The sequence below is a fragment of the Ramlibacter aurantiacus genome, assembly GCF_016722895.1.
In the GTDB taxonomy this organism is placed as follows: Bacteria; Pseudomonadota; Gammaproteobacteria; order Burkholderiales; family Burkholderiaceae_C; genus Ramlibacter; species Ramlibacter aurantiacus.
This window is the reverse complement of record NZ_JAEQNA010000003.1, coordinates 250,999-265,006: the sequence shown is the minus strand read 5'-3', so window position 1 is coordinate 265,006 and position 14,008 is coordinate 250,999. Positions and strand designations below refer to the sequence as shown.

General features: G+C 69.3%; 13 protein-coding genes. 8 read left to right on the top strand and 5 right to left on the bottom strand.

Going from position 1 to position 14,008, the window contains the following annotated elements; genetic code table 11:
- Positions 1 to 99: 99 nt before the first annotated feature.
- The 5 genes from JI739_RS11235 to JI739_RS11215 all read left to right on the top strand — a co-directional run bounded on the left by JI739_RS11235 (position 100) and on the right by JI739_RS11215 (position 6,088).
- Positions 100 to 1,458 carry a glutamine synthetase family protein gene (locus JI739_RS11235; RefSeq protein ID WP_201683983.1) on the top strand — a complete coding sequence of 453 codons (1,359 nt, stop codon included), beginning with the start codon at positions 100 to 102 and terminating at the stop codon, positions 1,456 to 1,458.
- Positions 1,459 to 1,471: 13 nt separating this feature from the next.
- Positions 1,472 to 2,605 (top strand): iron-containing alcohol dehydrogenase, encoded by a 1,134-nt coding sequence (locus JI739_RS11230; protein ID WP_201683982.1) that lies wholly within the window; start codon positions 1,472 to 1,474, stop codon positions 2,603 to 2,605.
- Positions 2,602 to 3,384, top strand: coding sequence for a gamma-glutamyl-gamma-aminobutyrate hydrolase family protein (locus tag JI739_RS11225; RefSeq protein WP_354003712.1), 783 nt, complete (start codon positions 2,602 to 2,604; stop codon positions 3,382 to 3,384). Before JI739_RS11230 ends, JI739_RS11225 begins: the two co-directional genes overlap by 4 nt.
- A complete protein-coding gene (locus tag JI739_RS11220) occupies positions 3,381 to 4,751 on the top strand; it encodes an aldehyde dehydrogenase family protein (protein ID WP_201683981.1) in 1,371 nt (456 codons plus the stop codon). The genes JI739_RS11225 and JI739_RS11220 overlap by 4 nt, the downstream gene beginning before the upstream one ends.
- Positions 4,752 to 4,867: 116 nt before the next feature.
- Positions 4,868 to 6,088 carry an ABC transporter substrate-binding protein gene (locus JI739_RS11215; protein ID WP_201683980.1) on the top strand — a complete coding sequence of 407 codons (1,221 nt, stop codon included), beginning with the start codon at positions 4,868 to 4,870 and terminating at the stop codon, positions 6,086 to 6,088.
- Positions 6,089 to 6,110: 22 nt separating this feature from the next.
- On the opposite strand, the gene JI739_RS11210 is transcribed toward JI739_RS11215, so the two are convergent.
- The 5 genes from JI739_RS11210 to JI739_RS11190 form a co-directional block, all read right to left on the bottom strand.
- A complete protein-coding gene (locus JI739_RS11210; protein ID WP_201683979.1) occupies positions 6,111 to 6,908 on the bottom strand; it encodes an SDR family oxidoreductase in 798 nt (265 codons plus the stop codon).
- Between the two features lie 139 nt (positions 6,909 to 7,047).
- Positions 7,048 to 8,562, bottom strand: a complete 1,515-nt coding sequence (locus tag JI739_RS11205; RefSeq protein WP_201683978.1) for a tripartite tricarboxylate transporter permease — start codon at positions 8,560 to 8,562, stop codon at positions 7,048 to 7,050.
- 17 nt (positions 8,563 to 8,579) lie between these two features.
- Positions 8,580 to 9,068, bottom strand: a complete 489-nt coding sequence (locus JI739_RS11200; RefSeq protein WP_201683977.1) for a tripartite tricarboxylate transporter TctB family protein — start codon at positions 9,066 to 9,068, stop codon at positions 8,580 to 8,582.
- 120 nt (positions 9,069 to 9,188) lie between these two features.
- Positions 9,189 to 9,953, bottom strand: coding sequence for a class I SAM-dependent methyltransferase (locus JI739_RS11195; RefSeq protein WP_201683976.1), 765 nt, complete (start codon positions 9,951 to 9,953; stop codon positions 9,189 to 9,191).
- Between the two features lie 11 nt (positions 9,954 to 9,964).
- On the bottom strand, positions 9,965 to 10,795 hold the full coding sequence (locus JI739_RS11190; RefSeq protein ID WP_201683975.1) for a TatD family hydrolase: 831 nt from the start codon (positions 10,793 to 10,795) through the stop codon (positions 9,965 to 9,967).
- 99 nt (positions 10,796 to 10,894) lie between these two features.
- On the opposite strand from JI739_RS11190, the gene JI739_RS11185 reads away from it, so the two are divergent.
- The 3 genes from JI739_RS11185 to JI739_RS11175 all read left to right on the top strand — a co-directional run bounded on the left by JI739_RS11185 (position 10,895) and on the right by JI739_RS11175 (position 14,004).
- Positions 10,895 to 11,899: a S1C family serine protease gene (locus tag JI739_RS11185; protein ID WP_201683974.1), complete on the top strand. Its 1,005-nt coding sequence runs from the start codon at positions 10,895 to 10,897 to the stop codon at positions 11,897 to 11,899.
- A 22-nt stretch (positions 11,900 to 11,921) separates the two neighbouring features.
- Positions 11,922 to 12,941 (top strand): AAA family ATPase, encoded by a 1,020-nt coding sequence (locus JI739_RS11180; protein ID WP_201683973.1) that lies wholly within the window; start codon positions 11,922 to 11,924, stop codon positions 12,939 to 12,941.
- 157 nt (positions 12,942 to 13,098) lie between these two features.
- Entirely contained in the window at positions 13,099 to 14,004 is a 906-nt protein-coding gene (locus JI739_RS11175; protein WP_354003711.1) for a DUF58 domain-containing protein, read from the top strand.
- The last annotated feature ends 4 nt before the right edge of the window (positions 14,005 to 14,008 follow it).

Here is a 14,008-nt window from a genome sequence, read left to right as displayed (position 1 = left end):
ACACTTTGCTTGGCGGTGGATTGTCGAGCTCGCGGACCAGTGCCCCACCTCGGCGCCATGCCGCGCTAGGATGCGTCGACCAGCCACGGGAGGACGTTCTTGGACACGACACCGCATCCCGCTCTCGCGGACCTTCGCCAGTCCGGCGCCGGCAAGGTCAAGGTCGCGGTCAGCGACATCGACGGCATCCTGCGCGGCAAGTACCTGCATATCGACAAGTTCGAATCCGCCCTGGACGGCGGCTTCGGTTTCTGCGACGTGGTGTTCGGCTGGGACAGCCAGGACCAGTGCTACGACAACACGCAGGTCACCGGCTGGCACCAGGGCTATCCCGACGCGCTGGTCCGCATCGATCCGGCCACCGCCCGGCGCGTGCCCTGGGATGCCGACGTGCCCTTCTTCCTCGGCGAGTTCGTGCAGCCCGACGGCGGCCCTTCGCCGCTGTGCCCGCGGCAGGTGCTCAAGCGGGTGCTCGCGCGAGCCGAGAAGCTGGGCTTCCAGGTCATGACCGGCTTCGAGTTCGAGTGGTTCAACTTCCGCGAGACGCCGCACACCTGGGCCGCCAAGAAGGGCGTGGACCCCGAGCCCATCACGCCGGGCATGTTCGGCTACTCGGTGCTGCGCATGGCCGACAACCCCGGCTTCTTCCACGCGTTGTTCGACGAGATGGCGCGCTTCGGCGTCCCCATCGAGGGCCTGCACACCGAAACCGGGCCGGGCGTGCTGGAGGTCGCGATCGCGTTTTCGGCGGCGCTGGAGCAGGCCGACCGCGCCATCCTGTTCAAGACCGGCGCGCGCGAGATCGGCAAGCGCTTCGGCGTGATGCCCAGCTTCATGGCCAAGTGGAACGCTCAGTATCCCGGCTGCAGCGGCCACATCCACCAGAGCCTGTCCGACGGGCACCGCAACCTGTTCCACGACCCCGGCGGCGCCCGGCGCATGAGTCCCCTTTTTGAAAGCTACCTGGCCGGCCAGGTCGCCTGCATGATGGATTTCGGTCCCCTGCTGTGGCCCACCATCAACAGCTACAAACGCCTGGTCGACGGCTTCTGGGCACCCGTCAAGCCGACCTGGGGGATCGACAACCGGACGGCCAGCTTCCGCGTGCTGGCCGGCTCGCCCAAGTCGACCCGCCTGGAAACCCGCTGCCCCGGCTCCGACGTGAACCCCTACCTGGCCATGGCCGCCGTGGTCGCGGCCGGGCTGCACGGGGTCGAGCAGGGGCTCAAGCTCACCACGGCGCCGATCACCGGCACCAACCAGGGCGCCGAGAACGTGCCGCGTGCCCCGCGTACGTTGATCGAGACCACGCGGGTCTTCCGGCAAAGCGAGGTCGCCCGCTCCTTCCTGGGCGACACCTTCGTCGACCACTTCGCCGCCACCCGCGAATGGGAGTGGCGCCAGTGGCAGGACGCGGTGACCGACTGGGAGCGCCAGCGTTATTTCGAGATCATCTGACCCAGGCAGCGACATGGCCCTCGCCCAGTTCTCCTTTCCCACCGCGATCACCTTCGGCCCCGGCGCCCGCGCCGAGGTGGCCGCGCACTTGAGCCAGCGGGGGCTGCGGCGTCCGCTGCTGGTGACCGACCGTGCGCTGTCGGCGCTGCCCGTGCTCGGCGAGTTCAGGGACCGCCTGCGGGGGCTGGAGGTGGCCCTCTTCGCCGGCGTCGCCGGCAACCCCACGGCCTCGCAGGTGATGGAAGGCGCCCGCGCTTTCCAGGCGCACGGAGCCGACTGCGTGATCGGCTTCGGCGGCGGCGCCACGCTCGATGTCGCCAAGGTGGTGGCCCTGCCGGCGACTCGCGGCGGCCACATCCTCGAATACGCCTGGGACCATCCGGGCGCCCGCCCCATCGAGGGCGAACTGCCCTGGTTCGTGGCCCTGCCCACCACCGCCGGCACCGGCTCGGAGGTCGGCCGCTCCTCGGTGGTCAGCGAGGACGAGAGCCGCCTCAAGCGCATCGTCTTCAGCCCCGCCCTGCTGGCGCGGCACGTGTTCGCCGACCCCGAGCTGACCCTGGGCCTGCCGGCGGCCGTTACGGCCGCGACCGGCATGGACGCGCTCACCCACAACATCGAAAGCTACCTCTCGCCGGCCTACCACCCGCTGTGCGACGGCATCGCCCTGGAGGGCACCCGCATCGCGGCACGCGCGCTGGAGCGCGCGGTCCTGCAGCCGAGGGACTTGTCGGCCCGGGCCGACATGATGATGGCGTCGATGATGGGCGCGATCGCCTTCCAGAAGGACCTGGGCGCGGTCCATGCCTGTGCCCACGCGCTCGGCGCGGTGTGCGACCTGCACCACGGACTGGCCAACGCGCTGATGATCGACACCGTGCTGGCCTGGAACCACGAAGCCGCCGCGCCGAAGTTCGACGAGCTGGCCCACGCCTGCGGCCTGCCAGGCGGTGGCGCCGCGCTGGTCCCCTGGCTGCGCGAACTCAAGCAGCGCATCGGGCTGGGCGGCACACTGGGCTCGCACGGCGTGCAGGCCGCGCAGGTGCCCAGGCTGGTGGAGGTGGCGCTGGCAGACATCTGCCACCAGACCAACCCGCGGCCCTGCTCGGCCGCCGATTTCGACCACCTCTTCCGGGCTGCCTTGTGACCTCCCCTCGCCTCAAGATCGGGATCAGCGCCTGCCTGTTCCACCCGGACCCGCAGCGCACCGCCGCGCCTTCCAAGACGCTGAACTGGATCGAACAGTCGACGGCCCACTGGCTCATGCGTGGTGGCGCGCTGCCGGTGATGATTCCGCCGCCACCCGATGCGACGCCCCTTGCGGACGACACCCCGGTCGGCACGCACGACTACGCCAGCTGGCTTGATGGCCTGGTGCTGCACGGCGGTGCCGACGTCTGGCCCGGCCACTATGGCGAGGAGCCGCTGCAACCGCAGTGGAACGGCGACCGCCTGCGCGACCTGTACGAGATGGCGCTGCTGCGCGCCTTCGTCGATGCCGGCAAGCCGGTGTTCGGCATCTGCCGCGGCCTGCAGCTGCTGAACGTCTCCTATGGCGGCAGCCTGTTCCAGGACCTCTCGCTCCAGCACGAAGGCGCGCGCGTCCACCGCGAGGCCCAGAGCTACGACCTGCACCTGCACGAGGTGGAGGTGCTGCCCGGCACCCGGCTCGCCCGGCTGCTGGGCCCCGGTCGGCACCGCATCAACAGCATCCACCACCAGGGCATCCGCCGGCTCGCGCCAGGCTTCGAAGCGGAAGCAATCTCGCCGGAAGACGGCCTGATCGAGGCGATCCGGCACACGGGCTCCGCCTGGCTCGGCGCGGTGCAATGGCACCCCGAGTTCCACCGGCGCGACCTGCCGGTGATGGATGACACCCCGCTGCTGCAAGACTTCCTGGAGGCGGCTCGCGCCGCGCGGCCATGAACACGCTCACCATCCTCAACCCCGCCGACGGCGACCTCATCGCCTCGCTGCCCACCGACGACGCCGAACGGGTCGCCCGCAAGGCCGCGGCCGCCCGCGCCGCCCAGCCGGCCTGGGCCTCGCTGCCGCTGTCCGAACGCATCGTCTGCATCGAGCGCTTCCGCGCCGCGATCGTGCGCGACGAAAACTCCCTCGCGCGCACCCTGACCCGCGAGGTCGGCAAGCCCATCACCCAGGCGCGCAACGAACTGCGCGGGCTGCAGCCCCGCATCGACTTCTTCCTGGCGCGCATCGGCCAGGCCCTGGCGAGCGAGATCGTGTTCGATGAAGGCGGCATGCGCGAGGAGATCGAGCGCCTGCCGCTGGGCGTGGTGGCCAACATCTCGGCCTGGAACTACCCCTGGTTCGTGGGCTGCAACGTCATCCTGCCGGCCCTGCTGGCCGGCAACGCAGTGCTGTACAAGCCCTCCGAACACGCCAGCCTCACCGGCCAGGCCCTCACGCGCTTGCTGCACGAGGCCGGCGTGCCGCCCGACGTGATGGCCTGCGTGCTCGGCGCCGGTGAAACCGGGCGTGCCCTGCTGGCGCAGCCGGTGGACGCGGTGTGCTTCACCGGCTCGCATGCGACCGGGCTGGCTGTGGCCCACGCCGCGCGCGACCGCCTGGTGCACCTGCAGCTCGAACTCGGAGGCAAGGACCCTGGCTACGTCTGCGACGACGCGCCCATCGACCTGGCCGCGGCCTCGCTGGCCGAGGGAGCCATGTACAACGCCGGCCAGTCCTGCTGCGCCATCGAGCGCATCTACGTGCACGAGCGCGTGCACGATGCCTTCGTCGAGCGCTTCGTGGACGTGGTGCGCAAGCTGCGGGTGGGCGACCCGCTCGATGAAGCCACCGAGGTCGGCCCGCTCGCCCGGGCCGCACAACTGCAGGTGCTGCAGGGCCAGGTGGCCGATGCCCTGGCGCGCGGCGCCACCCTGCGGCTGGGCGGCGGCTCGGGCCCGGGGCCTGGCCACTGGTTCCAGCCCACGGTGCTCACCGACGTGACGCACGAGATGGAGGTCATGCGAGAGGAAAGCTTCGGTCCGGTGATCGGCATCCAGCGCGTGGCCGACGACGACGAAGCCGTGCGCCTGATGAACGACACCCGGTATGGCCTCACCGCGAGCGTCTACACACCCGATGGCCAGCGGGCACGGCGCCTGCTGTCGCGCATGGCCGTCGGCACGGTGTACTGGAACTGCTGCGACCGCGTGAGCCCGCGCCTGCCCTGGAGCGGGATGGGCGACTCCGGCCTGGGCCTGACCCTCTCGCTCGACGGCCTGCGGGCCTTCAGCCGCCCGCGCGCCTGGCACCTGCGCGGCTGAACGCGCATTCCTTCACGCCGGCGGCTGTTTCGACGACGCCGGCGGAGGCAAGCCCCATTGCCTACCCCCTGCATGAAACCTACTATTTTTGGGTTCTTACAGCAGAAGGGTTCTCCATGATTGCCAGGCTTTGGTTCACCGTTTTCTGCTTGCTGGCAGCCGGCACGGCGATCGCCCAGGAAACGCCAGCCGCCCCGCCTCCACCGGCCGGGATGGCCGCCCTGCGTGTCGGGGTGATCGGTCCCTTCAGCGGTCCGTCGGCCGATTTCGGCGTTCCGATGCTCAATGGCGTGCGCCTCGCGGTCGACGAGATCAACGCCGTCGGCGGCTACCTGGGGCGGCGCATCGAACTGGTGGTCAAGGACGACGAGGCCACCCCGCCGGTAGGTCTCGCCCGTTCGCAGGAACTGGCCAAAGAAGGCGTGGTGGCCACCATCGGCTTTTGCAACACCGGGGTGGCCATGGCCTCGCTCGACGTCTTCCAGAGCCACAAGATCCCGCTCATCGTGCCCTGCGCCGCCGGCAGCCCGGTCACCGCCAAGTTTCCGCCGGACGAGAGCTATGTGTTCCGCGTGGCGGCGCGTGACGGCATTCAGGCGGCCTTCGTCGTGGACGACCTGGTCAAGCGGGGATGGACGCGGGTGGCGGTGTTCGCCGACACCACGGCTTATGGCGAATCCGGCCTGGCGGATGTGCGCGCGGCCCTTTCCGCCCGCAAGCTGGAACCCGCCTACGTGGCTCGCTTCCCGCTGGGCGTCACCGACCTGTCCGCACCCCTGAAGGCAGCGCGCGCCGCGGGTGCCCAGGTGATCTTCAGCTACACCGTCGGCAAGGAGAACGCCGTCATCGCCCTGAGCCGCGACACCCTTCGATGGAACGTGCCCCTGGTCGGCGGCTGGCCGCTATCGTTCCCGTTCTTCATCCAGGGCGCCGGCGCCTCGGCCGAGGGCGCGCTGATGGCGCAGACCTTCATCGCCGAACCAAGCAACGAGCGGCGCTCGTCCTTCCTGGCCGCCTATGCCCGCAAGTTCAACACCCGCCGCATCCCCGTGCCCATGGCCGCGGCACAGGCCTACGACGCGGTGTACATCCTGCTGTATTCGCTCTTTGCCATTCGCACCGGCGAAGTCACCGGGCCCGTCCTCAAGGCGGCCCTGGAAGACCTGCCCCGCACCTACTACGGCGTGGTGGCCACCTACGAGCGCCCCTTCAGCCCCTCCGAAAAGGATGCGATCACGCCCTCGATGATGGTGCTGGGGCAGGTGCGCAAAGGCGCCGTCACCTTCGCCTACCCCGAAGATGCCCGGCGCAACCTCTTCGTCCAGCGCAAGAAGTAGCGGCGGGTCATTGCGCCAATGACTAGAACGTCCCGGGGTACGCGCCGCCGTCGATCAGGAAGTTCTGGCCGGTGACATACCCGGCCTGGGCGCTGCACAGATAAGCGCAAGCCGCACCGAACTCGTCCGGGGTGCCGAAGCGGCGGGACGGCACCGTCTTGCGACGCGCCTCGGCGACGGCGTCCAGGGTCTGGCCGGTCTTCTTCACGGTGCCTTCCATGGTGGCCCGCAGCCGATCGGTGTCGAACGCCCCAGGCAGCAGGTTGTTGATGGTCACGTTGGCCGACGCGATGCGCTCGCTGCGCGCAAGCCCGGCCACGAAACCGGTCAGGCCGGTACGCGCCCCGTTCGACAGGCCCAGGATATCGATGGGCGCCTTCACGGCCGACGAGGTGATGTTCACGATGCGGCCGAAGCCCCGCGCGGCCATGCCGTCCACCGTGGCCTTGATCAGCTCGATGGGCGTGAGCATGTTCGCCTCCAGGGCCTTGATCCAGGCGTCGCGGTCCCATTCGCGGAAGTCGCCCGGCGGCGGGCCGCCGGCATTCGTCACCACGATGTCGTAGGCGGGTTGCGCGGCCAGGGCCGCGGCGCGGCCCTCGGGCTGCGTGATGTCGGCCGCGACGCCCAGCACCTGGGTGCCGGCCGGCAGACCGGGCTCGGCCTTGAGCCGCTCGACGGCCTGGGCCAGGGCCTCGGCCCCCCGCGCCACCAGCACCACGTGCGCGCCTTCCAGGGCCAGCGCCCTCGCGCAGCCGAACCCGAGGCCCTTGCTCGCCCCGCAGACGAGGGCCCAGCGGCCCTTGATTCCGTAGTCCATCCTGAGATCGCTCCTTGTGTGGGCCGGCAGGCTTTGCCGGCGATGCCCCTGACTATAGGGGCGGCTTGCAAACGAAAACGGCGCCCGCAGGCGCCGCCGAGATGCGCCCACCGCAAAGGTGGGCAGCGGGGAAAGGAGATCACTCCTCGTCCTGGAACGCTTCCTCGCGCTTGCGCTTGACCGAGGGCAGCGCCACGATGATCACCATCAAGGCCGCCAGCGCCAGCAGCGTGGCCGACAGCGGACGGGTCACCAGCACGCTCCAGTCGCCGCGCGACAGCAGCAGCGCGCGGCGCAGGTTCTCTTCCATCATCGGCCCCAGGATCAGCCCGAGCAGCAGTGGCGCGGGTTCGGCCCCCAGCTTGATGAAGGTGTAGCCGACGACACCGAAGATCGCCACCATCCAGATGTCCCAGGTGTTGTTGTTCGTGGAGTACACGCCGATGGCGCAGAACAGCACGATGGATGGGAACAGCCAGCGGTAGGGGATGGTCAGCAGCTTGATCCACAGGCCGATCAGCGGCAGGTTCAGGATGATCAGCATCGCGTTGCCGATCCACATGGAGGCGATCAGGCCCCAGAACAGCTGCGGGTTGCTGGTCATCACCTGCGGGCCCGGCTGGATGTTGTGGATGGTCATGGCGCCGACCATCAGCGCCATCACGGCGTTGGGCGGGATGCCCAGCGTCAGCAGCGGGATGAACGAGGTCTGCGAACCGGCGTTATTGGCCGACTCGGGGCCAGCCACGCCGCGGATGTTGCCCTTGCCGAACGGGATCTCACCGGCCTTGAGCTTGATCTTCTTCTCGATGGTGTACGAGGCGAAAGCCGACAGCAGTGCCCCGCCGCCGGGCAGGATGCCCAGCCCCGCGCCGATGGCGGTGCCGCGCAGCACGGCCGGGGTCATGTCCTTGAAGTCTTGGCGAGTGGGCATCAAGCCCGTCACCTTGCTGGTGAACACCTCACGCTCGCTCTCGTGCTTGCTGAGGTTCATGATGATCTCGCCGTAGCCGAACACGCCCATGGCGATCACGATGAAGCCGATGCCGTCGGTCAGTTCCGGAATGTCGAACGAGTAGCGGGCCACGCCGGAGTTCACGTCGGTGCCCACCAGGCCCAGCAACAGGCCCAGCAGGATCATGCCGATCGCCTTGAGCAGCGAGCCGGAAGCCAGCACCACGGCGCCGATCAGGCCCAGCACCATCAGCGAGAAGTACTCGGCCGGGCCGAACTTGAAGGCCACCTCGGTCAGCGGCGCGGCGAAGGCCGCCAGGATCAGGGTGCCGACGCAGCCGGCGAAGAAGGAGCCCAGGCCGGCGGAGGCGAGCGCAGGGCCGGCCCGGCCCTGCCGCGCCATCTGGTAGCCCTCGATGATCGTCACCACCGATGACGCCTCGCCTGGAAGGTTGACCAGAATGGCGGTGGTCGAACCGCCGTACTGCGCGCCGTAATAGATGCCGGCCAGCATGATCAGCGCCGACACGGGCGGCAGTGCGTAGGTGGCGGGCAGCAGCATGGCGATGGTCGCCACGGGGCCCACGCCGGGAAGCACGCCGATCAGCGTGCCCAAGAGGCAGCCGATGAAGGCGTAGAGCAGGTTGATCGGCGTGAACGCGACGTCGAAGCCGAGCGCCAGGTTGCTAAACAGTTCCATGATGTTCTCTTTGTGGATCAGCGCACGATGAAGCTAGGCCACACCGGGAACTGCAGGTTCAGCATGTAGACGAAGGTGAAGTAGCTGCCGAGGGCCAGCACCGTGGCCAGGATCAGCACTTCCTTCCAGCGGAACTGGTCACCGGCCATCGCGGCCACGATGGTGAGTGCGTAGATGCCCACGATCAGGCCCATGGCGGGCAGGCCGATCGATGGCAGGCCGCCGATCATCAAGCCGAAGACCAGGTTGGACAGGATGATGAAGACGAGGGGCTTCCAGCCGATCGAGCCGATCTTGCCGCCATCCTCGGTCTCGACCACCAGGCCCTCGAAGGCCACGATCAGGCCCAGGATGGTCAGGAGGACCCCCACGAGCATCGGGAAGTATCCCGGCCCCATGCGGGCGGCGTCGCCCACGTTGTAGTTGGTGGCACCCCACGCGAACCCCGCGCCCACGACTGTGAACATGAGGCCCGAGACGAAGTCCCGCTGGTTCTTGATTCGCACGGACGTATCTCCTCAAATCTGTTGGACGCGCGGATTGTGGTGGCGGTCACCTTCTGTTGCGATGTGGGTTCCACCTACTTGGCCACAGCCGCCGGGGCTGCCGCCGACCCCGCTCGAAGGTCAGTCGATCGACCTGAGTACTTTGGTCCACTTGATGGCGGGCAATCCCCACCGCTGCTGCACCCATTCAGCGCGCGCCACCAGGTCGGCACGGCTCGGGTGCGCCGGCTCACGCAGGGCCAGCACCACGGCGTTGCCTTCGCGCGTGGGGCGGAAGGCCCAGACGGCCTGCGAGCCGAAGGCCGCCACGATTTTCTGCAGGCTTCGCTCGTAGCTCGACGAGCGCCCGAACAGGTTCACGCTCATGCAGCCGTCGGGCGTGAGCAGGCTGCGGCAATGGGCGTAGAAGTCCTCGCTGTCCAGCACCGGGGCGGCGGCCTCTTCGTCGTAGAGGTCCACCTGCAGCGCGTCGATGCAGCCGCGCCAATGGGGATGCGCCACCACCTCGGCCGCGTCGCCCAGGATGACCGACAGCCGCTCGTCGTCGGGCGGCAGCTTGAACCACAGGCGGCAGGCCGCGATCACGCGCGGATTGAGCTCGATGGCGGTGGTGGTCATGCGCAGGCGGCGCCGGCAGAACTTGGTGAGCGCCGCCGCACCCAGGCCGAGCTGCATCGCATGGCGCTGCGCGATGGTGTCGGGATCGACGAACAGCAGCCAGCCCATCATGCGTTGCACGTATTCGAGGTCGATCTCGTCGGGCGCGCTGATGCGCATCGACCCCTGCACCCATTCACTGCCGAAGTGCAGGTATCGCACGCCCCCGGCTTCGGAGAAGTTCACTTCGGGCAGTTCGCCGCCGGCATGGGGATCGTGCTTGCTCAAGATGCGGCGGATTATCCGGCCGGCGCGAGGGCCGCCAGCCGGGGTAGCGCCGCCTGCGCGTTGAGGGCGGTGGCCTGCGCGAGTTCATCGGGTGCCAGGCCGCGCAGTTGGGCCAGCACGCCGCCGATCGCGGGCAACTCGGCGGGTTCGTTGCAACCCTGCGCCGCTCCGTCAGCGCGTTCGCTGGCCGTGCGGTACAGCCACCTCGGCGGAATGTCCGGCGCGTCGGTCTCGAGCACCAGCGACGACAGCGGCAGCTCGCGCGCCAGCTGCCTGATGCGCAGCGAGCGCTCGTAGGTCACGGTGCCACCGAAGCCGAGCTTGAAACCCAGCTCGATGAAGGCGCCGGCCTGCTGCCGGCTGCCATTGAAGGCGTGCGCGATGCCGCCCGCGACCGGGATGCGCCGCAACTCGCGAAGCAGGACGTCGGCGGACCTGCGCACATGCAGGATCACCGGCAGCCCGAACCGCTGGGCCAGGCGCAGCTGGGCGCGCAGGAAGTGAAGCTGCCGATCGGCATCGAGCCCCTGCACGAAGAAGTCGAGGCCGATCTCGCCCACCGCCACCAGGCGAGGATCGTCGGCGTTCGCTTCGAGCGCCCGGTCCAGCGCGTGGACGTCATCCTCGGCCGCCGAGCCGGTGCACAAGGGATGGATGCCCAGCGCGTAGGCGTCCCCGCCCGCGTGTGCCAGTTGCCGCAGCCGGTCGAAGCCGGCCACCGCCACCGCGGGCAGCACGCATCGCGCCACCCCGGCCAGGCCCGCGCGCCGCCTCACCTCGGTCCAGCGACCATCGAACTCCGAGGCGTCCGCGTGGCAATGGGTATCGATCCAGACTGCCATCGAACGATGATGCCCGAGACCCCCGCGCGCCTCTTCGATCCGTGATACCGTGCGCATTCGGGATTGCACTTAGACCCTCTGCTTCACTCGAGGTGACGGATGCGCAGGACAGGCCTCTACAGTTCCAGCCGCCCCTCCGGCCGATCGGCCGAGGCTGGCGCCACCGGCAGCCACGCGGCGCCCCAGGCCGCAGCGCCGCCCCCGGACGCACCCACCCCCGCCTTCACGCGCACCCGCCGCATCCGGCGCCCCTCCTCGCAGGAGTTGTTGTGGGTCATGGTGCTGGTGCTGGCCACGCTGCTGGCCTACAGCCTCAGCCAGCGCACCGAGCATCGCCGCATCACGCAGGACGACATCAACGCGGCCGTCCTCAAGACCCTCGAAACCCAGCCGATTCCTTCCGAGTACGCCCGCGCCTACGAGACCATCCGCCCGTCGGTCGTGCGCGTGGTGAGCTACGTGGGCAAGGACAAGCTGGGAGGCCCGCTGGCGGCCGAGCTGCGCAAGCGCACCGACAAGCCCAAGCCGCTGGGTCCGGCGCCGGCCGACGGCAATGCGGACGAGATCGAGGCCGGCGTGGGCACCGGCGTGGTGATCATCGACAAGGGCGTCATCCTCACCAACCTGCACGTGGTCTCGGGTGCCGACCGGATCAAGGTGACCTTCCATGACGGCATGGAGTCCACCGCCACCATCACCGGCGTGCAGCCCGAGAACGACCTCGCGGTGCTGCAGGCACAGAAGATCCCCGACGACATGATCGCGGCCACCATGCGCTCCACCGCCGACCTGTTGCCGGGCGACAAGGTGGTGGCCGTGGGTTTCCCCTTCGGCATCGGGCCCTCCGGCTCGGCCGGGGTGGTGTCCGGCCTCAAGCGGGTGTTCAAGTCGCCCGAGTCGAACACCGAGATGCGCAACCTGATCCAGTTCGACGCCGCCGCCAACCCCGGCAATTCGGGCGGGCCGCTGGTGACCATGGACGGCCACCTGGTGGGCATCGTCACCGCCATCCTCAACCCCACGTCGGCACGGACCTTCCTGGGCATCGGCTTCGCGGTGCCCATCGAGAACGCCGCCACGGCCGCCGGCCTGCCGCCCTTCTGACCCATCTCCAACGACGCCGCACATGGAAGACAACGCACCCCAGAACACGCGCCAGGACGCCGCCACCGCCAAGCTCATGGAGCAGATCCTGTACGAGGTCAAGCGCATCGTGGTCGGACAGGACGCCTTCCTCGAACGCGTGATGGTGGCCATGCTCGCGCAGGGCCACCTGCTGGTCGAAGGCGTGCCGGGGCTGGCCAAGACGCTCACCGTGAAGACACTGGCCAGCACCATCCGCGGACACTTCAAGCGCATCCAGTTCACGCCCGACCTGGTGCCGGCCGACCTGGTGGGCACGCGCATCTACAACCAGAAGAGCGGCGACTTCAGCACCTCGCTGGGCCCGGTCTTCACCAACCTGCTGCTGGCCGACGAGATCAACCGGGCCCCGGCCAAGGTGCAAAGCGCCCTGCTCGAAGTCATGCAGGAGCGGCAGGTCACCATCGCCGGCGAGACCCACCACGTGCCGCGGCCTTTCCTGGTGATGGCCACCCAGAACCCCATCGAGACCGAGGGCACCTATCCCTTGCCCGAGGCGCAGGTGGACCGCTTCATGATGAAGGTGCTGGTCAGCTACCCCACCGACGAAGAGGAATACGTCATCGTCGAGCGCGTCACGGGCGCGCCGGTCGACGTCTCTCCGGTGGCCAGCACCGAGCAGCTGGCCGCCCTGCAGGCCGAATGCCGGCGCGTCTATGTCGATCCCTCGCTGGTGCAGTACGCCGTGCGCCTGGTCTCGGCCACGCGTGATCCGTCCCGGCATGGCCTGAAGGACATGAGCCGCTTCATCACCTTCGGCGCCAGCCCGCGCGCCACCATCAACCTGGTGGAAGGCGCCCGCGCCCTGGCCATGCTGCGGGGCCGCACCTACGCCCTGCCCGAGGACATGAGCGACCTCGTGCCCGACGTGCTGCGCCACCGCCTCGTGCTGTCGTACGAAGCCCTGTCCGAGGGGCTCAGTGCCGACGCATTGATCGAGCGCATCAGCTCCAAGATTCCCGCGCCGCCCCGTCCGCTTGAACATGAGAAGCTGGTGGCGTAAAGCCCTCCCCCGAAGCGGCTCCGCCGCTGAATCCCCCCCAGGGGGGCAGCACCAGCGGCCCGGCCAAGCCGGATCCGCGGTGCCGCCGGAGGGTGGCGGCGGCTCCGCCGCGCCTCCGGCTGGCGCGACTCGGGACAGGTCCTCGTCGGCCGAGCACGTGCTCAAGCGCCTGGAGTGGACAACCATCCGCCGCCTCGACGGCCTGCTGCAGGGGGACTACCGCACCTTGCTGCGCGGCGCGGGGCTCGACCTGGCCGACCTGCGCGAGTACCAGCACCATGACGACGTCCGGCACATCGACTGGAACGTGACCGCCCGGCAGGGCACGCCGCACGTGCGCGTGTTCACCGAGGACCGCGAGATGGCCGCCTGGTTCCTGCTCGACCTGAGCCCGTCGGTCGATTTCGGCTCGGGTGAGCAGCGCAAGCGCCATGTCTCGGCCGAGTTCGTGGCGGTGCTGGCGCGGCTGCTCACGCGGCACGGCAACCGGGTCGGGGCCATGCTGTACGGCAGCGGGGTCGACACGGTGATCCCCACGCGCGGCGGACGGCGCCACGTGCTGCACCTGCTCGATGCCATCCAGACCCGTCCGGCCGCCGCCGCCAGCCAGACCACCCGCCTGCGCGACCTGCTCGACGCGGCGGCTTCGCTGCTCAAGCGCCGCTCCACCGTATTCGTGGTCTCCGACTTCATCAGCGAGCCCGGCTGGGAACGCTCCCTCGCCCTGCTGTCGCAGCGCCACGAGGTGGTGGCGGTGCGACTGCTCGATCCGCTCGAGCTCCAGTTGCCCGACCTGGGCCTGCTCACGCTGCGCGATGCGGAGAGCGGCGAGCAGGTGCTGGTGGACACCCACGACCCGGGCTTTCGCAAACGCTTCGCCCGCATCGCCGCGCAGCGCGAATCCGAGCTGCGGCAGGCCCTGGCCACCGCCGGCATCGATGCGCTCGAGCTGTCCACCGATGGCGACCTGGTCGATGCCCTGGTTCGATTCGTCGAGATGCGCAAGCGCCGACTGCGCCTGGCCGCCGGCAGCCTGCCCGCGCACCTGAAGCGAGTCGCTTGACGGA